The sequence below is a fragment of the Stenotrophomonas sp. Ps181 genome (assembly GCF_025697425.1).
GTDB lineage: Bacteria > Pseudomonadota > Gammaproteobacteria > Xanthomonadales > Xanthomonadaceae > Stenotrophomonas > Stenotrophomonas sepilia.
The window spans coordinates 469664-496210 of record NZ_JAHWBI010000004.1; the positions used below are offsets into that span (position 1 = coordinate 469664).

At 66.3% G+C, this 26547-nt stretch carries 25 protein-coding genes and 1 tRNA gene; 12 read left to right on the forward strand and 14 right to left on the reverse strand.

What is annotated here, in order from left to right; all coding sequences use genetic code 11:
* Window positions 1–73 precede the first annotated feature (73 nt).
* The 4 genes from KXV01_RS12285 (at window position 74) to aroA (ending at window position 4780) form a co-directional block, all read left to right on the forward strand.
* A complete protein-coding gene (locus KXV01_RS12285) occupies window positions 74–880 on the forward strand; it encodes an FHA domain-containing protein (RefSeq protein ID WP_049414448.1) in 807 nt (268 codons plus the stop codon).
* 179 nt (window positions 881–1059) lie between these two features.
* Complete coding sequence (serC, locus tag KXV01_RS12290; RefSeq protein ID WP_049414994.1) at window positions 1060–2145, forward strand: 3-phosphoserine/phosphohydroxythreonine transaminase; 1086 nt, start codon at window positions 1060–1062, stop codon at window positions 2143–2145.
* 51 nt (window positions 2146–2196) lie between these two features.
* Window positions 2197–3396, forward strand: coding sequence for a prephenate dehydratase (gene pheA / locus KXV01_RS12295; RefSeq protein ID WP_049414995.1), 1200 nt, complete (start codon window positions 2197–2199; stop codon window positions 3394–3396).
* A gap of 76 nt (window positions 3397–3472) precedes the next feature.
* Complete coding sequence (aroA, locus tag KXV01_RS12300) at window positions 3473–4780, forward strand: 3-phosphoshikimate 1-carboxyvinyltransferase (protein ID WP_164282773.1); 1308 nt, start codon at window positions 3473–3475, stop codon at window positions 4778–4780.
* Between the two features lie 115 nt (window positions 4781–4895).
* Here the strand turns inward: aroA and KXV01_RS12305 are convergent, their stop codons facing one another.
* The gene (locus KXV01_RS12305) at window positions 4896–5468 is read right to left on the reverse strand and encodes an energy transducer TonB (RefSeq protein ID WP_111096629.1); all 573 of its coding nucleotides are present in this window, start codon (window positions 5466–5468) and stop codon (window positions 4896–4898) included.
* Window positions 5469–5588: 120 nt separating this feature from the next.
* Entirely contained in the window at window positions 5589–6227 is a 639-nt protein-coding gene (locus tag KXV01_RS12310) for an energy transducer TonB (RefSeq protein WP_049438027.1), read from the reverse strand.
* 113 nt (window positions 6228–6340) lie between these two features.
* On the opposite strand from KXV01_RS12310, the gene serS reads away from it, so the two are divergent.
* On the forward strand, window positions 6341–7621 hold the full coding sequence (gene serS, locus KXV01_RS12315; protein WP_164282769.1) for a serine--tRNA ligase: 1281 nt from the start codon (window positions 6341–6343) through the stop codon (window positions 7619–7621).
* Window positions 7622–7672: 51 nt separating this feature from the next.
* On the opposite strand, the gene KXV01_RS12320 is transcribed toward serS, so the two are convergent.
* Together KXV01_RS12320 and KXV01_RS12325 are read right to left on the reverse strand one after the other, a co-directional pair.
* On the reverse strand, window positions 7673–8020 hold the full coding sequence (locus tag KXV01_RS12320; protein ID WP_099486598.1) for a ligand-binding protein SH3: 348 nt from the start codon (window positions 8018–8020) through the stop codon (window positions 7673–7675).
* Between the two features lie 135 nt (window positions 8021–8155).
* Entirely contained in the window at window positions 8156–8743 is a 588-nt protein-coding gene (locus tag KXV01_RS12325) for an NAD(P)H-dependent oxidoreductase (protein WP_049415010.1), read from the reverse strand.
* A gap of 127 nt (window positions 8744–8870) precedes the next feature.
* Here KXV01_RS12325 and KXV01_RS12330 point away from each other — a divergent pair, with 127 nt between their 5' ends.
* Window positions 8871–9863, forward strand: a complete 993-nt coding sequence (locus tag KXV01_RS12330; RefSeq protein ID WP_005410175.1) for a LysR family transcriptional regulator — start codon at window positions 8871–8873, stop codon at window positions 9861–9863.
* A gap of 155 nt (window positions 9864–10018) precedes the next feature.
* Window positions 10019–10108: transfer RNA gene (locus KXV01_RS12335), tRNA-Ser, on the forward strand.
* Window positions 10109–10151: 43 nt separating this feature from the next.
* On the opposite strand, the gene KXV01_RS12340 is transcribed toward KXV01_RS12335, so the two are convergent.
* The 3 genes from KXV01_RS12340 to KXV01_RS12350 form a co-directional block, all read right to left on the reverse strand.
* Window positions 10152–10637, reverse strand: a complete 486-nt coding sequence (locus KXV01_RS12340; protein ID WP_229298463.1) for a DUF6713 family protein — start codon at window positions 10635–10637, stop codon at window positions 10152–10154.
* A gap of 27 nt (window positions 10638–10664) precedes the next feature.
* Complete coding sequence (locus KXV01_RS12345) at window positions 10665–13418, reverse strand: UvrD-helicase domain-containing protein (RefSeq protein WP_263467827.1); 2754 nt, start codon at window positions 13416–13418, stop codon at window positions 10665–10667.
* Window positions 13419–13569: 151 nt separating this feature from the next.
* The gene (locus tag KXV01_RS12350) at window positions 13570–14559 is read right to left on the reverse strand and encodes an MDR family oxidoreductase (RefSeq protein WP_111191708.1); all 990 of its coding nucleotides are present in this window, start codon (window positions 14557–14559) and stop codon (window positions 13570–13572) included.
* A 101-nt stretch (window positions 14560–14660) separates the two neighbouring features.
* On the opposite strand from KXV01_RS12350, the gene KXV01_RS12355 reads away from it, so the two are divergent.
* Window positions 14661–15014 (forward strand): winged helix-turn-helix transcriptional regulator, encoded by a 354-nt coding sequence (locus tag KXV01_RS12355; protein WP_049415019.1) that lies wholly within the window; start codon window positions 14661–14663, stop codon window positions 15012–15014.
* Window positions 15015–15068: 54 nt separating this feature from the next.
* Here KXV01_RS12355 and KXV01_RS12360 read toward each other — a convergent pair whose 3' ends face one another.
* Window positions 15069–15518: a DUF3592 domain-containing protein gene (locus KXV01_RS12360; protein ID WP_099495553.1), complete on the reverse strand. Its 450-nt coding sequence runs from the start codon at window positions 15516–15518 to the stop codon at window positions 15069–15071.
* Between the two features lie 632 nt (window positions 15519–16150).
* On the opposite strand from KXV01_RS12360, the gene KXV01_RS12365 reads away from it, so the two are divergent.
* From KXV01_RS12365 to KXV01_RS12375, 3 genes are all read left to right on the forward strand, one after another.
* The gene (locus KXV01_RS12365) at window positions 16151–16558 is read left to right on the forward strand and encodes a hypothetical protein (RefSeq protein ID WP_099495552.1); all 408 of its coding nucleotides are present in this window, start codon (window positions 16151–16153) and stop codon (window positions 16556–16558) included.
* A 76-nt stretch (window positions 16559–16634) separates the two neighbouring features.
* Window positions 16635–17498, forward strand: coding sequence for a hypothetical protein (locus KXV01_RS12370; RefSeq protein WP_099495551.1), 864 nt, complete (start codon window positions 16635–16637; stop codon window positions 17496–17498).
* Between the two features lie 31 nt (window positions 17499–17529).
* Window positions 17530–18852: an XVIPCD domain-containing protein gene (locus KXV01_RS12375; protein ID WP_099495550.1), complete on the forward strand. Its 1323-nt coding sequence runs from the start codon at window positions 17530–17532 to the stop codon at window positions 18850–18852.
* Between the two features lie 51 nt (window positions 18853–18903).
* Here KXV01_RS12375 and KXV01_RS12380 read toward each other — a convergent pair whose 3' ends face one another.
* Window positions 18904–21045 (reverse strand): TonB-dependent receptor, encoded by a 2142-nt coding sequence (locus KXV01_RS12380; RefSeq protein ID WP_263467823.1) that lies wholly within the window; start codon window positions 21043–21045, stop codon window positions 18904–18906.
* Window positions 21046–21117: 72 nt separating this feature from the next.
* Window positions 21118–21762, reverse strand: a complete 645-nt coding sequence (locus KXV01_RS12385; RefSeq protein ID WP_099495548.1) for a TetR/AcrR family transcriptional regulator — start codon at window positions 21760–21762, stop codon at window positions 21118–21120.
* A gap of 82 nt (window positions 21763–21844) precedes the next feature.
* On the opposite strand from KXV01_RS12385, the gene KXV01_RS12390 reads away from it, so the two are divergent.
* A complete protein-coding gene (locus KXV01_RS12390; RefSeq protein WP_099495547.1) occupies window positions 21845–23368 on the forward strand; it encodes an FAD-dependent monooxygenase in 1524 nt (507 codons plus the stop codon).
* Window positions 23369–23375: 7 nt separating this feature from the next.
* Here KXV01_RS12390 and KXV01_RS12395 read toward each other — a convergent pair whose 3' ends face one another.
* The 4 genes from KXV01_RS12395 to KXV01_RS12410 all read right to left on the reverse strand — a co-directional run bounded on the left by KXV01_RS12395 (window position 23376) and on the right by KXV01_RS12410 (window position 26458).
* Complete coding sequence (locus tag KXV01_RS12395) at window positions 23376–25079, reverse strand: PAS domain-containing sensor histidine kinase (protein WP_111096644.1); 1704 nt, start codon at window positions 25077–25079, stop codon at window positions 23376–23378.
* A gap of 378 nt (window positions 25080–25457) precedes the next feature.
* Complete coding sequence (locus KXV01_RS12400; protein WP_099495593.1) at window positions 25458–25706, reverse strand: hypothetical protein; 249 nt, start codon at window positions 25704–25706, stop codon at window positions 25458–25460.
* 113 nt (window positions 25707–25819) lie between these two features.
* The gene (locus KXV01_RS12405; protein WP_111096636.1) at window positions 25820–26065 is read right to left on the reverse strand and encodes a hypothetical protein; all 246 of its coding nucleotides are present in this window, start codon (window positions 26063–26065) and stop codon (window positions 25820–25822) included.
* 123 nt (window positions 26066–26188) lie between these two features.
* A complete protein-coding gene (locus KXV01_RS12410) occupies window positions 26189–26458 on the reverse strand; it encodes a hypothetical protein (RefSeq protein ID WP_005417254.1) in 270 nt (89 codons plus the stop codon).
* Between the last annotated feature and the right edge of the window lie 89 nt (window positions 26459–26547).

Sequence of the window (26547 nt, forward strand, 5' to 3'; positions counted from 1 at the left end):
ATCGAGGGCCGCCGCGCCAAGCACTCATCGTGGGTTCTTCTTCGTTGGCGACCAACCTGCTAGGCTGCGCCGCGTGCAGAACCTGCTTGTTCACTTCAGTCAACAACAACAGCCCGACCAGCCCTTGCGGCCCGGGGTGCAGCGCATCGTGCGCCAGGCCAACGGCAGCGTGCGGCTCGGAGATCCCGGCCACGGCGCACTGCTGCTGGCCCAGTTCTGCATGGATGATCGCGGCCTCTGGCTGCAGGTCGGCAACGGCATCCGCGGCGTCCACGTGAACGGTCGCCCGGTACGCCGGATGGCCCTGCTGCGTGCAGGCGATGCGGTATATGTGGATGGCGTGGAGATGCTCCTGCAGGGCGAGGTCGAAAGCCTGCTGCAGGCGCCTGCGCCGAAAACCGAAGGTGGCAGCGACGAGCAGCAGCGGCTGCTGCGCGGTGTCGGCGGCCTCCATCATGGCCGCAGCTTCACCCTGTCGCGGGCCCGCCTGATCGGGCGTGGCAACGAGGCCGACATCGCCATCGATGACCCGGCTTTTGCCGAGCAGCATGCCCGCGTGGAAATGCACGGCGAACGCGTGCTGCTGCGCGACCTCGGCAGTGCCGACGGCACCCGCGTCAATGGCGTGGCCGTGCGCCATTGCTGGCTGCAGGCCGGCGACCAGGTGGTGTTTGATGGCCAGCACCGTTTCGTGCTGGAAGTGCCGCATGATCCGCGCCGGCGGTCGTTGCCGGTCGAGGACGAGTCGGGCGAGGACGTGGAACAGGCGCCGGTGCTGCCGGCTGCGCCGCGCAGGGTGCGGCGCTGGCCGTGGCTGCTGGTCAGTGCGCTGCTGCTGGCCGCGCTGCTCAGCCTGCTGCTCTGGTTCGGCGCGCGCTGACGGTAGTGCCGGCCGCTGGCCGGCAACCGCCGCCCCGAATCCGTTAGGTTGCCGGCCAGCGGCCGGCACTATCTGTCGCGTTGCCGATGGATTCCAATGAAACCAAATTTCCCTTGCCGCACAAGGCCGCAAGGCTGGTGCACTGCGGCATACTAGGGGTCTTGCCCCACAGGTGTGACATGACGCGCGCGTTCAACTTCAGTGCCGGCCCTGCGACCTTGCCGGAATCGGTCCTGCGCCAGGCGCAGGCGGAAATGCTGGACTGGCACGGGTCCGGCGCTTCGATCGTGGAAATGAGCCATCGCGGCGCGGAATTCATGTCCGTGGCCGCCGAGGCCGAGGCCGATCTGCGTCGCCTGCTCGATATCCCGGAAGACTATGCGGTGCTGTTCCTGTCCGGTGGTGCCACCACCCAGCAGGCGTTGATCCCGCTCAATTTCGCCGCCCCAGGCCAGCGTGCCGACTACGTGGTCAGTGGCCACTGGGGCAAGACCGCGGTCAAGCAGGCCGGTGTCTACGTGGACGTCAACATCGCCGCCAGCAGCGAGGCCGATGGCTATCGCACGCTGCCGGCGCGTGCCGACTGGCAGCTCTCGCCCAATGCCGCCTACGTGCACATCACCGCCAACGAGACCATCCACGGCGTCGAGTTCCGTGATGTGCCCGATACCGGCAATGTGCCGCTGGTGGCCGACTTCAGCTCGTCCATTGCCAGCGAGCCGCTGGACGTGCGCCGCTACGGCGTGATCTATGCCGGTGCGCAGAAAAACCTGGGTCCGGTCGGCATCGCGGTGATGATCATCCGCCGCGACCTGCTGGAGCGCAGTGGCCAGCCGCGCGCGGACATCTTCGATTACCGCTCGCATGTCGCCCGCGATTCGATGCTCAACACTCCGCCGACCTGGAACTGGTACCTGGCCGGCCTGGTGTTCAAGTGGATGCTGGCCGAGGGTGGCGTGACCGAGTTCGCCAGGCGCAATGCCGCCAAGGCCGCGCTGGTGTACGGCGCCATCGACGGCTCCGGCGGCTTCTACCGCAATGAGGTTGCACACGCGGCCCGTTCGCGGATGAACATCCCGTTCTTCCTGCCCAACGCCGATCTCGATGCCCGTTTCGTGGCCGAGGCCAAGGCCGCAGGCCTGCTGGCGCTGAAGGGCCACAAGGTCGTCGGTGGTATCCGTGCCTCGCTGTACAACGCCATGCCGCTGGCCGGGGCCGAGGCGCTGGTCGCCTTCATGGCCGATTTCCAGCAGCGTCACGGCTGAGCAATGAACGGCGCGCACCGTCGGGTGCGTGCCCCGCAACAGGGAATTCCGATGGCAAGCAGCAAATCCAGCAAGAAGGCGCCGAAGAAGGCCGAACCGGCCAAGGACAGCGTGCCCACCAAGGCGAAGGGCAAGGCCAAGGCCACCTCCAACCCGGCGCCCACGTTGGCGCCGCTGGCGCTGGCCGATGTGCGCTCCAAGATCGACCAGATCGACCGCGACATCCAGAGCCTGATCGCCGAACGCGCGCGCTTCGCCCACCAGGTCGGCAAGGCCAAGGGCAAGCTGGCCGCTGCCGTCGACTACTACCGCCCCGAGCGCGAAGCGCAGGTGCTGCGCATGGTGGTGGACCGCAACGAAGGCCCGCTCAGCGACGAGCTGCTGGTGCATGTCTACCGCGAGATCATGTCGGCCTGCCTGGCCCAGCAGGAGCCGCTGAAGATCGGCTACCTCGGCCCGGAAGGCACCTTCAGCCAGCAGGCCGTGCTCAAGCACTTCGGCCGCTCCGCGCTGGGCCTGCCGATGGCCAGCATCGAGGAAGTGTTCCAGGAAGTGGAAGCGGGCAACGCCGATTTCGGCGTGGTGCCGGTGGAAAATTCCGGGCAGGGCACCATCCAGATCACCCTGGACATGTTCCTGACCTCCAACCTGAAGATCTGTGGCGAAGTGGAACTGCGCGTGCAGCAGTTCCTGATGTCGCGCAGCGGCCGCATCGAGGACATCGAGCGCATCTACGCGCACCCGCAGTCGTTCATGCAGACCTCGGCGTGGCTGCGCGCCAACCTGCCGAAGGCCGAGAAGATTCCGGTGTCGAGCAACGCCGAAGGCGCGCGCCGTGCGCGCAACGCCGACGACGCGGCGGCCATCGGCGGCGAGAGTGCCGGCCACGTGTACGGCCTGAAGAAGGTGGTCACCAAGCCGATCCAGAACGATGCCGACAACACCACCCGCTTCCTGGTGGTGGGTCGCAACATTTTCCCGACCTCCGGCCACGACCGCACCTCGGTGCTGGTGTTCATCCATGACAAGCCCGGTGCGTTGTTCGACGTGCTCAGCCCGTTCGCCCGCCACGGCATCAGCATGAACCGCATCGAATCGCGGCCGTCACACCACGGCAAGTGGGAGTACGGTTTCTTCATCGACCTGGCCGGCCACATCGACGACGCGCCGATGCAGGCCGCGTTGGCCGAACTGGAAGCGCACTCGGCGCAGATCAAAGTGCTGGGCTCCTATCCGGTGGCCGTGCCCTGAGTGCTGCTGCGGCGGCAACAGCCGCCGCTCCCTGATGCATCGCCGGCGCTGCCGGTGTTTACGGAATGATCGAACGATGAGCAACGCGCAACACTGGATTGCCCGCAAGGGCCAGCCGCTGCAGGGCAGCCTGACCATTCCCGGCGACAAGTCGGTCTCGCACCGCTCGGTGATGTTTGCCGCGCTGGCCGATGGCACCTCGCATATCGAGGGCTTCCTGGAAGGCGAGGATACCCGTGCCACGGCGCGCATCTTCAGCCAGCTGGGTGTGCGCATCGAAACGCCCAGCCCGTCGCAGCGCGTCGTGCACGGCGTCGGCATCGATGGCCTGAAGGCGCCGGATGCACCGCTGGATTGCGGCAATGCCGGTACCGGCATGCGCCTGCTGGCTGGCCTGCTGGCGGGGCAGTCGTTCGACTGCACGCTGATCGGCGATGAATCGCTGTCCGGCCGCCCGATGCGCCGCGTCACCGGCCCGCTGTCGCTGATGGGCGCAAGGATCGATACCCAGGACGACGGCACACCGCCGCTGCACGTGCATGGTGGCCAGACGCTGCACGGCATCGATTTCGCCTCGCCGGTGGCCAGCGCGCAGGTCAAGTCGGCGGTGCTGCTGGCCGGGCTGTATGCGCAGGGCGAAACCTGCGTGACCGAACCGCACCCGACCCGCGACTACACCGAGCGCATGTTGTCCGCGTTCGGCGTGGACATCGCGTTTTCGCCGGGCAAGGCCCGCCTGCGCGGTGGCCAGCGCCTGCGCGCCACCGATATCGTGGTGCCCGCCGATTTCTCTTCGGCCGCGTTCTACCTGGTCGCCGCCAGCATCATTCCCGGCTCCGAGCTGCGCCTGAAGCAGGTCGGCCTGAATCCGCGCCGCACCGGCCTGCTGCACGCGCTGCGCCTGATGGGAGCGGACATCACCGAAGAGAACCCGGCCGAGCAGGGCGGTGAGCCGGTGGCCGACCTGGTGGTGCGCTACGCCCCGTTGAAGGGTGCACGCATACCGGAAACGCTGGTGCCGGACATGATCGACGAGTTCCCAGCGCTGTTCGTGGCGGCCGCGGCCGCCGAGGGCCAGACCGTGGTGAGCGGTGCGGCCGAACTGAGAGTGAAGGAATCGGACCGCCTTGCGGCGATGGCCAGCGGCCTGCGTGCGCTGGGCATGCAGGTGGACGAAACCGAGGATGGCGCCACCCTGCACGGCGGAGTTCGGCTGGGGAGTGGCACCATCGAAAGCCACGGCGACCATCGCATCGCCATGGCATTCGCCATTGCCGGCCAGATCAGTGATGGCGAAGTGCGTATCAATGACATCGCCAACGTCGCGACGTCCTTCCCGGACTTCGACGGCCTGGCGCGCAGCGCCGGCTTCAACCTGGCCTGACCGGCCGATCAGGTTTTCCGGTAGGTGCCAACCTTGGTTGGCACGCTTCTCCGCAACGCATAAAAGGACGGAGGCCGAAGCCTCCGTCTAAACATCACGAACCCCTCGTCCGCGATCAACGCTGTCCGGTACGGAAATCCACCGGGACCCGCACCACACTGGCCACCGCACGGCCTTCGTGCATCGCCGGCTGGAACTTCCAGTTCTGCACGGCGCTCAGCACCGCGCGATCCAGGTCACGGCTGCGCTCGCCGCTGCGCGAAACAATCGCAGCATTGGTCACCTGGCCGCGGGCATCGACATTCAGGCTGGCGATCACGCTGCCCTGCACGCCATTGCGCAGCGCGGCAGCGGGGTAGGTCGGCTTGCTGTTGCCTGCCAGCGGGCGCGCCTCGCGATTGCGTACGGCAGGGGTGGCCTTGCGCTGGTTGCCGGCCGCTGCGGCCTGGCGGGCCGCAGGCTGCTGTACGTCGGCGACCGGCGCCTGCTGGGGGGCGGGGAGCATGCGCTCGCCGACCGGTGCCGGCGCCACGTCTTCCTGGTTCGAGTGACGCAGCCAGAGCAGCGCGGCGGCAAACATCGCCACGATCAGCGCGATCCACATCCAGGGTGACGTGGGCTTGTGCTGTTCGCTGGCATCGTGCTGCAGCTGCGGCGAATGAAGGTCTTCGTGGGTGGTGGCGGTCATCGCGAACTCCTTCCGTCAATTGGACGACGGGGAGAGTGTTGCGCGAGCCAGCGGCGTGAAGTGTCAGCGTTGTGTCAACGCGACCGGCAGGGTTCAGTTTGCCTGCCGGGAAACGTTCAGTTACTGGGTCTTGAAGTCGAATGGCACTTCAATGCTGCCCGGTACGGCCTGGCCGTTGCTCTGTGCCGGGGTGAAACGCCAGCGGCGCACCGCATCGGTCGCGGCACGGTCGAGCTCGCGTGAGCCGCTGCGCTGGATCACCGTGGCATTGTTCGGATAGCCGGTGGCATCCACATCCACGCGCACCACCACGCTGCCGGTCTCGCCGGCGCGCAGCGCGGCGGCCGGGTAGGCCGGCGGTGGCGACTGGCCGGCAATCGGCATCGGCTGGCTGTTGCCCGTGGCAGCCGGCGCGGGAGCCGGTGCGGCCGGGGCCGCTTCGGCGACGGGCGCCGGCGGTGGCGGCGGGGTTTCGACCAGCTTCGGGGCTTCCTCCTCGACCGGGGCCGGCTTGGCATCGGGCATGTCGCTGGAACCGGCGGCCGCCGCCAGCGGTTCGGGCAGCGGTTCCACCTGCGCCGTCTCCTGCGGGGTCTGTGCGGCCGGGTCGGCGCGGAAGAATTCCTTGTCGCGACCGGTGAACCAGACCAGCACGAACAACAGCACGCCCACGCCGAAGGCGATGCCCGCGATCTTCAGGGCGTTGCGCGGGATATGCACGGTAAACGACTTGGCGGACGGCGAGCGGGGTGCAGACATGGACCGGACCAGTACGGAATGCCCCGATTCTGCCACGGCGGGAATGAACCGGGCGGCAGAAATCCGTATAACAAGCGATAATCCCATCCCTGATACCCACCACGACACCTGCCATGCTTGATCCAGCCCTGCTCCGCCACCAGCCCGCCGACCTCGCCGAACGCCTGCGCACCAGCCGCGGCTTCGAGCTCGACGTGTCTGCCCTGGAGTCCCTGGAGGCGGATCGCAAGCGCATCCAGGTGCGGACCCAGGAGCTGCAGAGCCTGCGCAACAGCCGTTCCAAGGCCATCGGCCAGGCCAAGGCCAAGGGCGAGGACGTGTCGGCCATCATGGCCGAGGTCGCTGCCTTCGCCGACGAGCTGAAGGCCTCGGAAGTGGCCCTGGATGAGCTGCGCGAGAAGATCGAAGCGATCTCGATGGGCATCCCGAACCTCCCGGCCGATGACGTGCCGGCCGGTGCCGACGAGAACGACAACGTGGAGCAGGCGCGCTGGGGTACCCCGCGCCAGTTCGACTTCAAGGTGCTCGACCACGTCGAACTGGGCGCCCGCAATGGCTGGCTGGACGGCGAGACCGCGGCCAAGCTGTCCGGTTCGCGCTTCACCGTCCTGCGCGGCCCGATCGCGCGCCTGCACCGCGCCCTGGCCCAGTTCATGGTCGACCTGCACACCAGCGAGCACGGCTACGAGGAAACCAACGTGCCGCTGCTGGTCAACGCCGATTCGCTGCGCGGCACCAGCCAGCTGCCGAAGTTCGAGGACGACCTGTTCAAGACCGCCGTGGGCGACTCCACGCGTTACCTGATCCCGACCTCGGAAGTGCCGCTGACCAACATCGTGCGCGACGAGATCGTCGACGCCGAGCGCCTGCCGCTGCGCATGACCGCCCACTCGATGTGCTTCCGTGCCGAGGCTGGCAGCGGCGGCCGCGACGTGCGCGGCATGATCCGCCAGCACCAGTTCGAAAAGGTCGAGCTGGTCTCGATCTGCCGCCCGGAAGACAGCGACCCCGAACACCAGCGCATGACCCGCTGCGCCGAAGTGGTGCTGGAAAAGCTGGGCCTGCCGTACCGCAAGGTGCTGCTGTGCACCGGCGACATGGGCTTCTCGGCGGTGAAGACCTACGACCTGGAAGTCTGGCTGCCGTCGCAGGAAACCTACCGCGAGATTTCCTCGTGCTCGAACTGTGGTGATTTCCAGGCCCGCCGCATGCAGGCCCGCTGGCGCAACCCGGCCACCGGCAAGCCGGAACTGGTGCACACCCTGAATGGCTCGGGCGTGGCCGTCGGCCGCGCGATGATCGCGGTGATGGAGAACTACCAGAACGCCGACGGCAGCATCACCGTGCCGGAGGCCCTGCGCCCGTACATGGGTGGCCTGGAAACCATTGGCTGACAGCCGGCGCTTCGCGCTGCCGCCCGAGCATAGGCTCGGGCGCTACCGGGTTTATGCTGCCCGCAGCTTCTCCAGCGGTACCCATCCCGGTTCGCCGGTCTCCGGCACGCACCACGCCCAACCATTGAGGGTGCGCAGCCCGCGCAAGATCTGCCCGGGGTCCACATCCAGCTCCCGCGCGCAGTAATCCTCCGTGGCATAGGCGTCACCCTGCGCATTGCGACCGATCACCGGCGCCGGCACGAAACCGGGCTGCTGCCCTTCGGCTTGGCACAGGAACCAGTCTTCCCAGCCCTCCGGGCCTTCATAACGTTCGCCCACCACCAGCGCCTGGCCACGGCGCAGGGTGATCGGGTGCGGAAATTCGCTGCGGTGCGCAGCCGTCACGATGTAGTCCATGGCCCCAGCCTAACGCGCCCACAAAAAACGGCCCCGCAAAGCGGGGCCGCCAGGGTGGGCCGGGATGGGGGAGGGGATCCCGGCCCGCGCTCAGCGCCCAGACGAGGAGAGAGGGGCGCCGAACGTTGGAACGCTTTACGCCGCGACGGCTTCGGCCAATTCGTGCGACGGCAGTGCCGCCAGAGCACCGGCGATGGCGTCTTCACGGTGCTGCGGCGAGTAGGCGATGCCTTCGGCGCGCACGAACTCGACCTCGTTGATGCCCATGAAGGCGAACACCTGGCGCAGGAACGGCTCCTGGAAGTCGGCCGGCGAGTCGGTGTAGATGCCGCCACGGCTGCTGGCGATGATCACGCGCTTGCCACCGGCCAGGCCCACCGGGCCGTTCTCGGTGTACTTGAAGGTGCGGCCGGCCACGGCCACGCGGTCGATCCAGGCCTTCAGCGTGGACGGAATGCTGAAGTTGTACATCGGCGCGCCGATCACCACGATGTCGGCCTCCAGGAACTGCTGCATCACCTGTTCAGCATCGGTCGCCTCGGCGGCGTCGGTCCTGGCCAGCGAGCTGCTGCGCAGATGCGGTACCGGATTGGCGTCAAGATCGCGATAATCGACCTGCAGGCCATCGATCTGGCTGGCGAAGCGGGCGACCACGGCGGCCGACAGCTGGCGCGAGACGGAGTTGTCGCCAAGCACGCTGGCGTCGAGATGCAGAAGCTTCATGGCAGTCACCTATGTTCTGGGAGGAAGGGGCGGGGTGGCCCCGCCGACGGAGAGAACGATAGGTTGTTGCAAAGGCGGAATAAAGGTGGTTGAATGCCACGTATTGTTCTAGATATGGAACTCGGGTATGCATGACCTGAATGACCTGTACTACTTCGCGATGGTGGTCGACCACGGCGGATTCGCCGCCGCCGAGCGCGCACTGGGTATTCCCAAGTCGCGCCTGAGCCGCCGCATCAGCCAGCTGGAAACCGACCTGGGCGTACGCCTGCTGCAGCGCTCCACGCGCCGTTTCGCGGTCACCGATGTCGGCACCAGCGTGCATCGCCATGCGCAGACGATGCTGGCCGAGGCCCAGGCCGCCCGCGAAGTGGTGGACCGCCTCAGCGCGGAGCCGCGCGGCGTGGTGCGCGCCAGCGTGCCGGTGTCACTGGCGCAGATGCAGCTGCCCAAGCTGCTGCCCAAGTTCCTTGAGCAGTACCCGAAGGTGCGGCTGCAGCTGAACATCAGCAACCGCCGCGTGGACATCATCAACGAAGGCTACGATGTGGCTCTGCGCGTGCGTTCGCGCCTGGATGACGACGGCAGCCTGGTGATGCGCAGCTTCGGCCAGGTGCAGGAACTGCTGGTGGCCAGCCCCAAGTACCTGGACCGCGCCGGTCGCCCCAAGGACCCGGAAGAGCTGACCCAGCACGTCACCCTCAGCATCAGCGAAGACGAAGCCCGCCAGCGCTGGGAACTGCATGGCCCGGAAGGCGAAGTGCGCCGGGTCGACCTGCAGCCGCGCGTGGCCGGTTTCGACTTCCCGTTGCTGCAGAGCATGGTGAAAGACGGTTTCGGCATCACCATGCTGCCGGAAACCGTGTGCGCCGACGCCGTGCGCAACGGCGAGCTGGAAGTGGTGCTGCCGGACTGGTCGCTGCCGCAGGGCGTGTGCCACGCCGTGTTCGCCTCGCGCCGGGGCCTGTTGCCGGCGGTGCGCGTGTTCATCGACTTCCTGGCCGAGCATCTGCCGCCGCAGCTGGAGGCCTCGCGCCTGGATTGCGGTGGCGCCTGTGAAAAGGCCAAGGAGCGGATCAAGGCCAGTGCACTGGGTGCGCTGGCGGTGGATGCCGGCTGAGAGGTCTTGAAGGCAGCGCCGGGCGATGTCCGGCGTTGCTGTTCTACGGCGAAGGCCCCACCGTGCCGGATGCGGAGGGCAGGGGCATGGTGGTCTTGGGCAAATGCCCGTCACGTGCGAGAATACGGCGCTGCCCGGGCGACCGGGACCCGATTGGAGAGATGGCCGAGCGGTTTAAGGCACCGGTCTTGAAAACCGGCGAAGGGTCAAACCTTCCGTGGGTTCGAATCCCACTCTCTCCGCCAGTTGATTCAAAGAGCCCCTGGATTCAGGGGCTTTTTCGTCTCGTCAGTCCACGCCATCGATCTGCACGCGAGCCGGGGTAGCACGGCGGCCTTGCATGAGGAGCCCGACGCCGGCCACGAGGCAGGCCGCCAGCGTTGCGATGGAGAGCGGAAGCAGGAACTCGTCACGACCGGCCGCGGCGAAGCCCACATGAATCATGGCGGTGCCGGCGCCAACTGTCCCGCACAGGCTGGCATACGCCCGCGCGGAGGGCTTGGCCAGCACAACCTGGCGATAGCCATGCAGCAGGGCGCCCACAGCGATCAGGTTGAAAGCCAGAAACCCCTGGATGCCGCCGGGAACGCCGAACAGGGCCCACTCGTGCCAGAACGCTGCATCAATCTGGTGCAGGACCAACGCCAGCAGTGTTGCCAGATACCACCGTTCCATGGGGTCGTCCATTTGAATGTCGGCAAAGTCTAGCAGCCGGAGTGAGTAGTCGATCTCCGCCTGGGCGAAGCTCACGGTGACGGTGAGGGCAGTGCGCACATCGCCAGGAAAGCGCAGAGAATACGCTCACCCACGACGCCCACCCTTCGGCTTGTTATGGCACAACGGGTAACTCGAGCACGACCGGAAGGCCCCATGCGGCCCATTCCGGTCCACGAACACGCCCACCCTGCACACCGGGCAGCGCTCTTCGTGGATGGCCGCGCCTGAAATCGCGGTCACTTCCACTGCTCCGTCCTTCACCAGCTCATCCAGGAACGGCGAGTGCCTGCCCTGCAGGGTGAACATCGCAACCGATCGTCGCGCACGCGTCAGCGCGACATAGAACAACCGCCGTTCTTCGCTCAATGGGTAGGTATCGCCATCCGGCATTGCCAGCGAGAGGACCGGGTCATCCGCGCGCAGGCTCGGGAAGCTGCGGTTGATCATGCCCGGCAGGATCACGTAGTCCGCCTCGCGTCCCTTCGACCGATGGACCGTGAGGAACTCCACGTCCATCGTGCTGCCGAAGGCCGTCTTCCAATCCGAAGGCACTGCACCGCGATCCGCGCGATACCGCCCCAGAACAAAGACCGTCACGCGTCCATTGCGCCCCTGCGCCACCGCGCCTGACAACAGTTGCTGGTGCAGCTTCGAAAGGTATTGGCGAACGCCATCCTGCACCTCCTCACGCCGGTTCATCTGGAACGCCTGCAGCACCGGGCCCACTGCCGGCGCAGCAGAGCGGACCTTCTTGGCCATCTGCGCGGGGTTGCGGCTGATGAAGCGGCTGGACACATCGCACAGTGCCTGCGGGCAGCGGAACGTCTGCTCCAGTTTCAGCACCTGGCCATGCCCCATCCATTCGCGGAAACCGGTCATCACCGAAACGTCGGCGCCAGCGAAGCGATTGATCGACTGCCAGTCATCGCCCACCGCAAACAGATGGCGGCCCGGTTGGCTGACCAGCGCACGGCAGAGGCGCGCGCGGGCGCGCGATGCGTCCTGGAACTCGTCAGCCATCACCAGGTCGTAGGGCGACTCATAGTGGCCCTGTTCCAGCAACCCGGCGGCCATGTTGAGCATGTCTTCGAAATCGATGCTGCGCTCGTCGGCCAGTGCATTGTCCCAGGCCTGGAAAACCGGCCCGGCGATCTCCAGGAAGCGCCGGTAGCGTTCCTTGAACTGATCCTCGGGCATCTGCCGCAGGCGCGCCGCCATATCGTCCAGCGTCAGGCAGTTGCTCTTGGCATGCGCAATGAAGGTGCGCATCAGGCCAATCAGGTCTGCGTCCGGCATCGGCTTGGCGCCCTGATCAGGCAGCTCGCGGTCCGGGTTCGGGTCGAGTTCGACGCCAGACGCACCCAGCCGCTCGGCAAGGTGCTGCAGGGCCTGTCCACTGCGCAGGCCAAACGAGGTCGTCTCGACCAGGGCAGTGCCGCGCGCCATATGCTGCTGGCGCTTCCAGTGCATGCCTTCGCTGTAATCGGCAAAGTGCTGCGGCGGCTGGCCATCGGCATCCAGCGCGAAGTGCTCGTGATACAGCCGGGCGTCCGGGTAGTAAAAGTCTGGACGATACTGGCGGTGGGTGTCTGTCGCGGTATCGAACTCGTAGCGCCGCTCGTAGTCATACGCCACGCCGTTGTAGAACAGCCAGTCAGCGATCACGCACTCTTCCAGGCTCTTCACCCGCTCGCCCTGCAGGGTACGCATGTAGGGCGCACCATCGCGGTCGTAGCCATCGGCCATCATGTCGGCACCCAACGGCGGAAGGTCGCGTCCGAACACCAGGCGGAACATGTCCCACTGGGTGCGGAAGTGGGTCGAGCGGTCCTTCAGGTCGTCCACCAGTTCGGCCAGCTTGTTGAAGCCCAGCGTCGCGTCGATCGCCCATTCCGGGATATCAGGCTTGCGTCCCGTGGCCTTGGCGATGATGGCCAGGCCCAGGGCGTGGAAGGTCCGCGCCTCGACCACGGTGTCGCCCATGCCGAGCCGGCCGAAGCATCGCCGCGCGCGCTCCTCCAGCTCCTGGGCGGCATCCTTGTTGAAGGCGAGCATCACGATCCGTTCGGGTTCGACAAAGCCGCGGTCGATGGCATAAGCGGCCTTGGCGACCATCGTGGAGGTCTTGCCCGAGCCGGCCGCGGCCACGACCTGCACCCGGTTGTCGAAGCAGATGACCGCGCGGGCTTGTTCCTCGGTCAACGGTCTGCTCTCGACCTGGTCCAGGAAGGGCTTGGCCAGACCCAGTTCACGGGTCGCCATTGCCTCATTGGCGTTCGCCCACACGGCGGGCCAATCCAGCTGCCAGTCGTGCAGCGCGTCCAGCGCCATGCGGTGGCGGTGCACGTGCAGGTCGTCATGCACCTCCTCGTCGAGGAACAGCTGCTCGAGCTCGGCTGGCGGGAGGGGCAGGGTGGGGCGGTCGGCCAGCAGCGCCTGCTGCTGTTCGTGCGTGATCCAGCGGCGGCCGGTGGTGCCTCGGTCGGTAAGCGCATCTGCCTCGGCCAGCCACGCCTGGATCTGCGCCAGAACGCGCTCAAACAGTGCCTTGCGCCCCCGCCTGGAGCGCGCGAAAAGCACGTGCTGCACGGCAGCCGCAAGCCGGGAGCCCTGGCTGTTGGGCAGCCCATCCACGGACAGTGCCTCACCGCGCTCGGTCGTCAGTTCGACCCGGGACCAGAGTACGCCGCGAACGACCCGCACGCTGTGTTCGTTCGCCACATGCTGCTGGTATTGCCTGCCGTCGATCAAAAGCGCGAGCTGTTCGCCATCCAGCCGCAACTGCCAGTCCGGCGAGCGGGTCACACGCTGGCCCCAGCCCGAGGGGCGCCATTCGATAGACATCCAGATACTGCCTTGCGTACGTCAACGGGCGTAAAGCGCCCTTGCCGCCCCATGATAAGGCGGCTTGGCGTGGCACGTTGCGTTTTCCGGTCAGTCGCGCGCGTGAGCCTGCGATGCCATTGCACCCTCGCCGGCGCGGCAGGCGTCAGGCGTTCACATCCACAACGATGCGGCCGCGCACCTTGCCGGGAATGATCTGCTCATAGACATCCAGTACCTCGGCGAGGCCGATCTGCTGCACGGTGCTTTCCAGCTTCTGCGGGTCCAGGTCGGTCGCGAGCCGATCCCAGGCGCGCTGGCGAACCTCTTGTGGGGCATTCACCGAATCCACGCCGGCCAGGGTCACGTTGCGCAGGATGAAGGGCAGCACCGAGCCGTGCAGTGCATCGCTCTGGGCCAGGCCACAGGCGGCCACGGCACCGCGGTACTTCGTTTCGGCGATGGCATTGACCAGCGTTGGGCCGCCGGCCACATCCACCACGCCGGCCCATCGCTCGGCACTCACCGGCCGCTCGCGCGGTTCGGAAAGCTGCGCACGATCGATGATCTCGGCAGCACCCAGGTTGTGCAGATAATCAGCATGCTCCGGGCGTCCGGTGGCGGCCACCACGCGATAGCCCAGCTTCGACAGGATCGCCACCGCAATCGAGCCGACGCCGCCATTGGCGCCGGTCACCAGCACATCGCCCTTGTCGGGCGTCACGCCGGCATGTTCCAGGGCCAGCACGCACAGCATGGCGGTGTAGCCCGCGGTGCCGATGGCCATGGCGTCGCGGGTGCTCAGGTTGCCGGGAATCCGGTTGAGCCATTCGCCCCGCACCCTGGCGCGCTGGGCCAGGCCGCCGTGATGGCCCATGCTCAGGTCCCAGCCATTGAGCACGACGCGGTCGCCTGGCGTGAAGTCGGCCCTGCTGGATTCCAGCACCACGCCTGCCAGATCGATGCCGGGAATGAGCGGAAACGTCCGGATGACCGGACTCTTGCCGGTGAGCGCGAGCGCATCCTTGTAGTTGAGCGTGGAGTACTCGACCTGCACCAGGACGTCACCGTCCATCAGATTCGCCTCATCGAAATCGACCAGCTCGGTCGAAAGCTGGTTGTTCGTCTTGCCGGTCAGCAGGGCTTTGAACGTCATGGATGGCCTCACATTCATGGGATGGGGCCATGCTAGGCTCGTGCCTCTATTGCAACAAGAACGATGATTTTCCGTAGGTACTATGGTTTTCCGGAGTATGCATGCGTAGCAAGCGTTGGGATGGCAAGAGCGGGTGTGCGGTGGAAGTCACGCTGTCCGTGATCGGTGGCGTGTGGAAGCCGATCATTCTGTTTCACCTGATGACCGGCAAGCGGCGTTTCATGGAACTGACGCGGCGGGTGCCCAATGCTACCCAGTCCATGCTCACCAGCCAGCTGCGTGAACTGGAAGCCGATGGCGTGGTGATCCGCCACGTGTACCCGGAAGTGCCGCCGAAGGTGGAATACGAGCTGTCCGAGTTCGGCCGCACGCTGGTGCCGGTGCTGCTGGCCATGCGCGAGTGGGGCGAGACCTATCGCGGCCATGGAAGCACGGAAGGCGATTGCCAGAGTTGAAGACACTTTTGGCTCTGCGCGAGCGCATTCTGGATGCGCCCGCGCCTGGGTGGGTCAGGCGGGCTGCGCTTTCCGGCCCTGCACCACCCGGGTGGCCAGCAGCGCCAGGGTGAGCAGCCCGGAGGCGATTGCCAGCCACAACAACAGCAGGGAGTTGTCCGTTTCGCCAACGGCCATCGCCACGGACGGGTCTTTGGCGTTGTAGCGGATATCAATCTCCTCCGCCTCGTCGGTGGCACGCATCCGATTGCCAAGGTCGTTGGAGACCGCGATCTTCTCGACGCGCGATTGGCCGTCTTCGGTTTCGAACTCGACATTCAGGACGAAGTTGCTCCTTCTGCCCCTCTTCTCATCCCAATGCACCTCGGTGACGAGACCTACCGCATCGCGCCCTTCGGCACCGTCAGTGAGGGCATGACGGTGATGGTCGTTGTAGGCGGCCACGGAAAGTGCGACCGCCACGCCAGCGGCAACAAGGATGTTGCGCCAGGAAGTGAATTCCATGATGAGCTCCTGATCCATTGAGGTCGGCGACTATAGTCGTCACCTCGCGGATCTCGTACGAAAACGGTGTGGCGCAGACATTCCGTTGTGATCAGATCGCGCTCGAATGTGCCTGTGGGCTCCTCTACGCAAGCGTTCCCGGTGTGTATCCAGCGCGGAACGCCTGTGCTCGAGCTGAAGACGGAGGCCGTGCGTATTGCGACTTTCTGCGCGATCGCCATGGCCGGTGTGTCGTGTTCGGCTCGATGTGATCGTTGGGCAGCGCGCGCAGGCAGGCGCGACGTACCAACGAAGCACGTCAGTCGGTGGACGGTTCGCCATCCCGTGACGCAACCAGCGTAGGAATGCGTCAGCGCGGACTTTTCCTACTTTGCATCGGCGATGGAGTGCGCCCATCATCGCCGCGCCAAGGCACTCGCCCTGGCCGGGATTGGCGTCCCGAACTTACGTACCGCTACCGGTCGCGATTGCAGCCGAAGCTGCAACCGCGACAATGCACCGCCCACCGGCTCATGGTGGACGGTGCGTGGGGATCTTCCGATCCGCCGGCTTTAGCGGTACGTATCCGGCACGCCAACCCGCACCGTCCGCCACCTTGCATCTGCAGGTGGCCACATCGTGAGGTTGCCGTCATGCCCGAACGTCTTCCCGACCATCCCCGCCTGCACGCGCTGCTGGGTGCCGCCGTGCGCGATCTTCCAGCTGCCTTGGCCGAAACGCCGGAGGACGCGCTCCGCGAATCCGCCGAGTTCGTCACGCCATCGGCGTTCTTTGCACACCTGGCAGGCCACGGCAGGAACCTGCGCGCTGATGGCGAGGCCTGGAGTGAAATGCACTTGAGCCCTGGCCGCGCGTTCGACATGGCCCTGGCGACCCGCAGCGTTTCGGGCATCACGGCGTTGACTGCGGTGCTGCACGCTGCGCATGTGGCGCGGGAGAGCGACGATCCCGCCTGCTGTCCCTCCGCCGCCGTGGTCGAGGGCCTGTTCAATGCCTGCCAGGTGCTGTCACTGCAGGTGGAGCGCTGCCTGGTTCCATGAAGGGCTGCGATGCGGTTCCTGTTCCGTTGACGCCCGGTTCCCTATAGTGGCGCTGGAACCCTGCAATGGAATGCCCATGCACGTGATGTCCCCGAGCCGTTGCCTGGCGCTTGCACTTGCCGTCGCGGCGAGTGCTGGCGCGTGTGCGCGGCCGCCATCCACCGAACACGAAAGGAATCCCGCCATGTCCGGCGCAACGCAGACCGGCCGCACGATCAACGGTCACACCTATACCGATGCCCCCGTGGACGTGAAGCTGGGGCCGAACACCTTCCGCATTCCGGCCAACTACCTGGACAGCCAGATCGCACCATGGCCGGGCGAGGGCGTGACGCTGGTCATCGAGTGGCCGGACATGAAGCCGACGGCGCCGGGTGCGCGGGCCAATCCGCGTACGAATGATTTCCGGAAGGAGATTCCAATCCGGATCAACTATGTTGATCGCGTTCCCGTTGAAACACTGCTTTCAAGGCTGTCGTCAAATGAAGCCATCACCGAGGAGGGCTCTGTGGAAAGGGAGGATCCCAGGGACCGTCTCGATCAACGCGTTGCAAAGCCGCAGATCTTGGGCCTGACGCCCTATGCAATCGATGAAGCGAAGATGGTGGTGTACGCGAAGCAGTATGAGGCGCGGTACGGGAGGCCGCCTGTGCGCAATCCCGCCTACGAGAGAGACTGGTACATCGCACGGCAGGGTGACGGCCGGATCAGCTCATTCATCAAATGTGACGGCGAGGAATTCCGACGCGACGGCGTGCGGCTGGAGGGGCGCGAGGTGATCAGTGAGCCAGGGGAAGTGGCCGCGGGCTGCGTTCATTACTTCGTGGACATCGACAACAAGCTGTCCGTCAGCCTGGACTACAAGAGAGCGTTTCTGAAGGACTGGAAGCGCATGGAAGAGGCCGTCAGGGACATCATCGCGCGCACCCGGTCCAAGTGATCGGTGATTCAAGGAAGAGAAGGGGCAGGGTATGAGTGGATTGACCGAACGCGATCTAAGCATCCTTGGCAGCTATGCCAGAGACGGCAACCGCGAGCTTTACTGGAACTACCTGTCGCAACTGCCGGGAGCCGATGGATACGGGACACTGGCACTGGGTGTTGTACGCAATGACAGCCTGCCGGGACGCGTCGCGAACGCGTATGCACAAAGCTACGCAAAGACCCAGCAGGAAGACGGATCCCGGTTTTCAAATGCACAGTTGACGGAGCGGCAATGGGAGTCCTTTGGGCAGACCCTGCTCGAAAGAGATCTTGAGTTGCGGCAGCAGTGGATGAACGAGCGCCGTCCAGACCTGGCACTGAATCTTCCCGGCAAAGACGTGATGCTGGCTCACGACCGCGCATTTGAACGGCATGAACTCGATCCCAACTGCTGGACGCCGCGCGTGTTGCTGCAGGCGGCTGAGCAGAAGAGCGGCCCCGAGAAGCTGGAACAGATCTGGACCAACATGCTCAACAATGACTACGCCGGAGGCCCGCGCGTAGGCAACACCAGTGTCGATGCCATCAGCCAGATGGGATGGACGAAAGGCGGCCAGTACCTGACCCGGTTGAGCGTGCTGGAAGCCACCCAGGCGCTGGACGGCCGCTCAGCAGTCGATCCGAACGTCATCGGTGGCAACAGCTACTACGCGATTTACTTCGAAGCGGATAGGAAGTGGGCCAGTGTCAGCGCGGGTGGCGGCCACGTGTCGATGCGCGAGATTACCGACCCCGCACGCATCGCCGAGCTCAACGACGCGCGCGAGGTTCGTCTGGAGCGCCAGGAAAAACGCACCCAGTTCCACCCGGACGACCCGTACCGGGCCATCACCCGCAGCCCGCTGACCGCAGCCGTGGACGACGTGCCGGATCCCGCGCAGGCGCCGACCCGCCTGGCCGACATTGGTCCCGGCCACCGTGAGTACGCACTGCTGCAGCAGGTGCGAGAAGGCGTGGCCGCGATCGATGCCCGCGCCGGGCGTCCCCACGACGAGAACAGCGAGCGCCTCGTGGCGAGCGTGATGGCATTGGCCCGTCGCAACCAGCTTGAACGGGCCGACCATGTGCTGCTGAGCGCGCAGACTGCCGAGCATCCGGCCGGCCGCAACGTGTTCGTGGTGCAGGGCGAGATGAGCGATCCCGCGCATCTGCGTGCCTCCATGCCTACCGATGTTGCGGTGCAGACGCCGGTTGCACAATCCCTGCAGCAGATCGAGGCTGCCAGCCTTGAGCGCCAGCAGGCGGCCATGCAGCGCCAGCAGGATATCGATCTGCAGGCGCGCGAGAGTCACGCGATACGCATGGGGTGACCAGGCCAGGCGCCGAGCCGAGCGTGGGCACGGCGCCACAGGAGAGGTTCGTCAGAAGCTGTAAGCCGCCTGCACGTACACCCGTCGCGGCTCGCCCGGGAAATGCCCGTTGCGCTCGATGAAGCCGCTGGCCGCGTACACCTTGTCGAACAGGTTCTTGACGTTGGCCTGGAACTGCCACTGCTTCCACGTGGTCTTCCAGCTCATGTCGAATACCGTGTAAGCCTTGACCGTCTGCCCATCCAGGCTGACACGCTCGCCCACATGGTCGGCGCCGAAGCCGATGGCCGAATTGATCGACGGCAGGTCGTAACGTGTCCACAGGCCGAGCTTGTTGCGTGGTGCATTCGCGAAGCGGTCGCCGGACGCATTGGTGATGCCGTTCGGTCCGGCGTCCTTTACCCGTGCGTCGTTGTAGGCGTAGGTCAGGTTCACCACCCAGCGCTCGGTCACGTCGGCCAGCAGGTCCAGTTCCATGCCCGTGCTGCGTACCAGGCCCAGCGCGGCCAGCTGGTTCACGCCGTCCCGCACTTCGCCGGTGGCCTGCACGATGTTGCTGCGGTCGATGCGGTAGGCCGCCATGTTCAGGGTCACGCGGTCGGCCAGCAGGGACTTCATGCCGACTTCCCACTGCCTGCTGCGCTCGGCGTCGAACGGGCCACCCGCTGCCGGGTTCTGGTTGGCCGCGCTCTGCGGCACGAAGCCGCTGGCGATGTTGGCATACAGGTTAACGCCGTCCCGGACGGTAAAGGTGCTGCCCAGACGCCAGCTGAGCGCGTTGCCATCCACGCTGTTGCCGCCCATGCGGTCCTCATCCTTGAAGCCATCCCAGCGCAGTCCGGCCAGCACGTGCCAGCGCGTGCCCAGCGCCAGCTCATCCTGCAGATAGCCGCCGTAGCGCTTGCTGCGGGTGGCGGTGCTGCGCCACGGCAGGGCGGCCAGGTTGTAGTCATGCCAGGTGCTCGCGCCATAGACCGGGTTGAACAGGTCGATGCCGCGCACCGGGCCGGCGCCGCGTGCCAGGTCGGCACTGTTGGCGGTCTGCGCGGTGAAGTCGGCGTCGAGCTGGTACACGTCGGCGCCGAACAGCACCTTGTGTTCGATACGGCCGGTGTTGATCCTCCATACGGCATTGCCGCTGGCGGTGAAGGCCTCGTTGTCGCGGATCTGGTTGCGCAGCTGGCGCGTCATCCATTCGGCTACGCCGTCGCGGTCACGATCAATCAGCCCCATCGGCTCGTGGTACATCTGGTGCTCGTTGTTGCTGAACCAGCGCGCAGCAATGTCCACGTCCAGCGTATCGAGCGGTGCGAAGCGGTACTGCGCCAGTGCGACCCTGGCGCGCATGTCGAGGAAGTCGCTGGCCTCGTTGTGGTTCCAGCGCCGGTCGGTCAGGAAGCTGCCGGCATCGTTCACCGGCACGCCGCGCAGGCGGTTGCCGCCCAGGTTCTGGGTGATGTCGGTGAACTGCAGCACCAGCTCGCCGGTCTGGCCAACGTCGAAGGCCAGCGAGGCGTCGCCGATCACGCTTTCGCTGTCGGCATTCCAGCGTACGCCCTGCTCGCTGTCGGCATAGAGGCCGGCGCGATAGCGAATGCTGCCGCTGGCATTCAAGGGGCCGGTGCCTTCGATCGACCCGGCGCGGAAGTCCTTGTCGCCTGCCTGCAGCTCGATGCGGCGTTCGGCGCGCGCCTTGGGCTTGCGCGTTACATAGTTGATGACGCCGCCCGCATCACCACCGCCGTACAGCGCACCGGCCGGACCCTTCAGCACTTCCACGCGTTCGATGTTGAACAGCTGCGGCACCGAGAAGCCGGCATAGGGATCACCGCGCAGGCCGTCGTAGAGCACGTTCTCCTGGCGGAAACCGCGCAGTGTGACGCCGGCATAGCTGAAGAAGCTGATGCCGCTGATGCTGCGGTACAGATCGGTGACCTGGCGCGCGGCCTGGTCGTCGATCAGCTCGCGCGGCACGACCTGGATCGACTGCGGCACCAGTTCCAACGGGGTATCGGTGCGGGTGCCGACGGCCGCATCATTGGCGCGGTACAGGGTCTGCGCGCGGCCGCGGACCTCGACCTGGTCCAGGTCCTTCGGGGTGTCAGCGGAGGCCCCGGAGGCCAGTGCAGGCGTAGCCAGGGAAAGGGGCAGCGCCAGGCAGAGGGCGTGCTTGAGCGGGGTTGGAAGCGGCATGAGGGGTCGGGGTGGGCTGCAAATGAGAAAGATTAGCATTTGCAGTGCTTCGTGACCTATCCCCCGAGTGCGCTATGGACGCAGGCCCGGGTCGGTATATGGGGTGCCGGCCAAGGCCACCAGCACGCCGGTGCCGCCGCGCACGATCAGCTGCAGCATCGCCTGGCGCGGATCCTCGCCCTCCTGCTGGCTGGCCAGTCCGTTCTGATAGGCCGCCACCATCGACGCCAGCAGCATCGCCGCACCCAGGCGTGCCTCGGCATCATCCGCCGACCGCCCGACGGCGCTGGCCATCAACTGCGCGAGGTCGTCGGCCAGCTGTGCCTGCAGCCGTCGTGCATGTGCCACCAAGGCCGGGCTGCCGGCCACCGTGGCCCAGAAGGTCGCTGCACCGGCATTGATCCGCAACAGGGGATGGCCGCTGTCGAGCAGCTCCCTCACCAGCGACTGGAAGGCGGCCAGCGGAGTCATGCCGCAGCGCGCAGTCATGCCCTCGCGCAGCAACGCCCGCGCTTCCTCGTCGCGGTCGAATACCAGGTCCTCCTTGCTGGCGAAATAGTTGAAGACTGTCTTGCGCGAGACCCCGGCGGCCTCGGCGATCTCGGACATGGACACGGCTTCGAAGCCGCGGCGGATGATCAGTTCGGTGGCGACGTCCGAAATGGTCTGTCGGGTCTCGGTCTTGCGCTGCTCGCGGCGGCCCGGAGGCGGGGTCATGGGCGGCTCACTTGTGGAAAAGTACACCGAGTGTAACATTGGCGTCGCCAGAGCGCCGCCCCGGGGCTGACAGGGAACTGCCATGTTGTACGACGTCGTCATCGCCGGGGCCGGTCCGGTCGGTCTGTTCCTGTCCGGCGAACTGGCCCGGGCCGGCTGTTCGGTCATGCTGCTGGAGCAGGCTCAGTCACCCGATTCACCCCTGAAGCGCCTGCCCTTTGGCCTGCGCGGCTTGAACGCGCCCACGCTGGAAGCGCTGGATCGGCGCGGCCTGCTGGACGCGGTAGCGGCCCGCCAGGTGCTGAAGCCGGACAAGGGCGCGCCGCCGTCCGGCACGGCCCATTGGCTGGCGCAACCGCGGCCGCTGGGAGGCCACTTCGCCGGCATTCCTTTCGCCCTGGATGACGTGGACAGCGCGCGCTGGCGTGATCGCCTGCCGACCCCGGTACCCACCCGGATGGCGGTGGAGCTGCAATCGCTCGAGGCGGTGCTGGCCGCGCATGCAGCGTCACTGGGTGTACAGATCGAGCGTGGCTGCACAGTGCAGGCGGTGCGCGCTCACGAAGCACAGGTGGAGGTGCAGACCGGTCGCGGGCTGATGCGGGGCCGCTGGCTGGTCGGATGCGATGGCGCCCGCAGCACGGTACGCAAGCAATCGGGCTTCGTGTTCGCAGGGACCGCGCCGGAGTTCACCGGGTACACGCTGCAGGTTGAACTGGCGGACCCGTCGGTGCTCGTCCCCGGGCGTCAGTTCACCGAACACGGTATGTGCAATTTCAATCCGCCGGGCATGCTGGCGCTGGCCGATTTCGACGGTGGCGCCGGCCATCGCACGCCGCTGGACCGGCACACCGCCCAGGCGCTGCTGCGGCGTGTGTCCGGGCGAGAGGCAACGATCACGGCGTTGCATCTGGCCACCACATGGACCGATGCCGCGCGCCAGGCCACGGCCTATCGCAGCGGCCGCGTGCTGTTGGCCGGTGATGCCGCGCACATGCATTCGCCGTTGGGCGGGCAGGGGCTGAACCTCGGCATCGGCGATGCGATGAACCTGGGGTGGAAGCTGGCCGCGGTGGCGCGAGGCGACGCCGCCGAGACGCTGCTGGACAGCTATCAGGCTGAGCGCCATCCGATCGGCGCCCGGGTGCTCGACTGGTCACGTGCGCAGGTGGCGTTGATGCGGCCAGACCCCGGGTCGCGCGCGCTGGCGGCGGTCATCGCCGACCTGGCCGCGACCCGCGACGGCGCCACCTATCTCGCCGAGCGGTTGTGGGGCGTGGCGCAGCCACCGGTGTTCGATGGCGGCCACCCGCGGGTTGGCCGAAGCGTGCCTGACGTCCATCTGACCGATGGCCGCCGCATGGGAGAGCTGCTGCGTGCAGGGCAGGGCGTGCTGCTGGGGCTCGATACCGGCGATTCGCTCGGTCCGATCATTGAGCGCTGGCAGCGGTCGGTCACCTGCGTGATGTCCACGGCGCGCGACACGCTGGGACTGGGCGCCGTGCTGGTCCGCCCCGACGGTATCGTCGCCTGGGCCTGCGATGCTGGCGGCGACACGTCGGGGCTGGAGCCTTCGCTGGAACGCTGGTTCGGTTCGCTGCGGTGACCGCCTGCTAGGGCGACGCCATCACGGCCTGCGCGCAGCGCCCGGCTTCGGTCATCACCGAGGCCAGCTGCTTCAATGAGTAAGGCTTGCGCAGCAGGGTGAAGCCATGGCCAGGGTCCCGGGCCAGCAGTTCGCTGTAGCCGCTGGTAAGGATCACTGGAAGCCCAGGCAGGCGGCTGCGGATGGTACGGGCCAGATCCAGGCCGTTCATGCCAGGCATCACTACGTCGCTGAACACTACATCGAAGCGGGAGGCATCCCGTTCGAGCTCCGCCAGGGCCTCGTCCGCATTGTGCGCAAGTACCACGTTGTAATCGAGCTCGCGCAGGGCGCCGACGGCAAATTCGGCCACATCGACGTTGTCTTCCACCACCAGCACGCAGACACCGTGACCATGCTGCAGCCCCGGTAGCGTCGCCGGCCGTTCCGTCATTTCTCTCGCCTGCGCCAGCGGCAGGTACAGGGTGAAGCGGGTACCGGCGCCCGCCTGGCTCTGCACGTCCACCTCGCCTTCTGACTGCTTGACGAAGCCGAACACCTGGCTGAGGCCGAGGCCGGTTCCGGCGCCGACGCTCTTGGTGGTGAAGAAGGGCTCGAAGATGCGGTCGACGACGGCGGGGTCGATGCCTGCTCCGGTGTCGGTCACGCTGATCGCGGCGAAGTCGCCCTTCATCGGCGCGGCGAAGCGCACCGAAGGCACGGCGGTTACCTGCTCCACCTCGATGGTCACCCTGCCGTGTCCCTCGATCGCATCGCGCGCATTGACCGCGATGTTGATCAATGCAGTGTCCAGCTGGGTCCGGTCCAGCAGCACCGGCAACGGCGTGCCGGGCAACGTCAACGACACCTGGATGCGTGCACCCAGTACCGTGGTGATGATGTCCGAAAGCGCGTGCACGCTCTCGCAGAGATCGAAGACCTCCGGCGACAGGCTCTGGCGACGCGAGAACGCAAGCAGTTGCGCGGTCAGCCTGGTGGCGCGGTCCGAGGCTGTGGCAATGGCCTGGATGTAGCGGCGCCGGGTGTCGTCTGACGGCCACGTGTGCAGGAGCATGTCCACCGAACCGGTGATGACCTGCAGCAGGTTGTTGAAGTCGTGGGCCACACCGCCGGTGAGCTGGCCGATCGCCTCCAGCTTCTGCGACTGGCGCAGCTGCTCGCGGGCGCGCACCAGTTCCAGATGGGCCTCCCGTGCCTGCTCGGTGATCGCCGCGACCTGGCGGCTGTGCAGGTCGCGCTCGATCACCCGTTCGGTCTGCTCGCTGACCACGCACAGGATGCCGGCCACACTGCCGCAGCCGACGCGCAGCGGCGAATACGAGAACGTCCAGAATGTTTCACGCAGCGTGCCGTCGCGATCCATCATCAACGGGAGGTTCTTGAAGCTGCGGCTGGTGCCGGCGAAGGCATCGTTGACGGCCTTCGCCACGTCCGGCCATACGTCCGCCCAGACATCCTCCAGGCAATTGCCCATCGCGCCGTGCAGTTTTTCCCCCAGCATCGGCAGGTAGGCATCATTGAAGAAGAACGCCTTGTCTTCCTTGCCCCAGGCAAGCCACAGGGGTTCTGGCGAATCCAGGATCATCGCCAGCAACATGCGAAGTTCGGCGGGTGCGCTTGCGGCAGTGGCCGAGCGGGCCCAGTCACTGTCCTGCAGCAGTCGGTAGGCGAGCTGATCAGGTGCAGAGACTGGCAGGGGAAAAGGATGCATGGCCGCCATTGGCGCAGGAAGGTGGCGCAGCATAGCCGAGCGCATGTCATGACGCTCTGCACACCGCCGACATGAAAGGCCCCGCCACTTCGCCGTCGACCTGGCAGGGATGCACCCTTTGTCCCGCAGATTGGCGCTATCGCGACGCAGCGCGAAGGGAGGCGAAGCTGGCCCGACCGGCGGGTCTAGCCCTCACGACCTGACTGCGCGGCGAGCGCATCCCGGCCAGCCTCGGTGAGATCGATATCCCCGTCCTCTGCCTGTACCGCCCATCCGGCGGTCACCGCCCACGTTGCGGCATCGCCGCGCACCGGTTCCGCAGCGGCGATTGCCTGGAGTATTTTCCGCTGTTCCGCAGTCATTCCCACGTCGCGGCCCTCAGATACCCAGCAACGACGCCGGTTGCCAGTCCGACAGCCGGGCATGGCTGACCGGTTGATGGCAGCCGCACCCGCCGCAGCGGAACAATGCGCCACCTGGCAAGTGCACCAGATTGTCCTCACTGGCCGAGCTGGTCGATGTGCAATGCCGGCAGGTGACCGTGAGCGCGGTGATGCGCTGCACGCCCCCTGACAGATCGAACACGGCCTCGAACGCGCGAATGACAGGGAGGGCAGTGTCCGGCATCTGGATCTCGACAGGGTAGGGAGACCTCATCGTCGCGCGCCGGCTGTGATGGGTCAGTCAGCCAGGTGCATAGGCATGGTCAAGACAGCCACGGGAACCAGCAGCGCTCCCTTTCAGGGATCCTTTTTCTTTCCGCTCAGGTCCAGCGGCTTGTCACTGTCGCCGCGCTCGCTCGACCACACTTCCAGCCCCCTGTTGCAACGGCTCTCGCGGGCAGCGACCTCTCGCGGCAGATCCTTCAGATGGGGTGACTCCTGGCAGGCCGGATGCATGGCGCTGTCGTCATAGGTGGCGCAGGCGCTGAGCGACGCCAGGGCGATGGCAGTGAGGGTGGCACGGAATGAAGGCTGCAGGGTCATGGGTGGCCTCGGGTAATGCCAGGATGGCCATGGAATTCAAATCTGAGACGCCGGGCATGCACAATCGGACCCATTGCACTTGTTATTCTGTAACAAATGCGCGATGGTCCGGCCCCTGCTGGGTCAGGCGATGCAGATCATCAACACCATGCACAGCGCCACCATCAGCACGAACACACGACGGCTCAGCGCCAGGCAGGCCAGATAGGCTGCGAGCGCCCAGGCAGCCAGCAGTGCGCAGGCCACCACCCACAGCCCGATCCCCATCATCGAATCGGCTGCCAACGCAGACAAGGCAATGGCCTTGGACAACGCCACCCCCAACACGCTGCCCAGCATGCCGGCCTGCAAGGCGATGGCATCGTGGCGGGCAGGTGCGCGAGGGTGGTGCATTGCGGGTCCGGTGCAGGCCGAGAAAGCGGCGTCGGCTGCACTGTGCCCAAATGCACATCCACGAAATGTGTTCATCGCGCGCGAAGACC